Here is a 673-nt window from a genome sequence, read left to right on the forward strand (position 1 = left end):
ACACCATGGGAGCGGGTTTTACCAGAAGTAGGTAGCTTAACCGCAAGGAGGGCGCTTACCACGGTAGGATTCGTGACTGGGGTGAAGTCGTAACAAGGTAGCCGTATCGGAAGGTGCGGCTGGATCACCTCCTTTCTAGAGTGGCACTAAGAGCGAAAGCTCAGCATCAAGCGTCCACGCTTATCGGCTGTTATAAAGTTAAACGAGAAGAGTTTTCGGGGCTGTAGCTCAGCTGGTTAGAGCACCGTGTTGATAACGCGGGGGTCGTTGGTTCGAGTCCAACCAGCCCTACCACGTTACGTATGGGGGATTAGCTCAGCTGGGAGAGCACCTGCTTTGCAAGCAGGGGGTCGTCGGTTCGATCCCGTCATCCTCCACCACTYTCTGTTCACTGCATTTATGTAAGGCTGAGTGCTTTAGATAAGTGTAGTTCTCGTTCTTTAACAATCTGGAAGAAGTAAAGTTTTCTTTAAGCGTTCAATACGTCGAAAGATGTAGTGGACACTTAGGGTAGAAAATCTGTATGTATCAACAAACAAAGTAAGCTGTCATTTGCCTRTGACGTTCCCTGACACTCATGCAGGGGCCAACGTTATAGGGACAAGTGAATAAGTGCACATGGTGGATGCCTTGGCGATTACAGGCGATGAAGGACGTTGTAGCCTGCGAAAAG

2 tRNA genes and 1 rRNA gene are annotated in these 673 nt (G+C 49.3%); all 3 read left to right on the top strand.

Annotated elements, in window-relative coordinates:
• Nucleotides 1-135, top strand: a 16S ribosomal RNA gene (locus AC1DOP_RS27210); the annotation flags it as partial.
• An 82-nt stretch (nucleotides 136-217) separates the two neighbouring features.
• Nucleotides 218-294: transfer RNA gene (locus AC1DOP_RS27215), tRNA-Ile, on the top strand.
• Nucleotides 295-304: 10 nt separating this feature from the next.
• A tRNA-Ala gene (locus AC1DOP_RS27220) sits at nucleotides 305-380 on the top strand.
• Nucleotides 381-673: the final 293 nt, after the last annotated feature.

Source organism: Massilia sp. 01N410 (assembly GCF_056399665.1).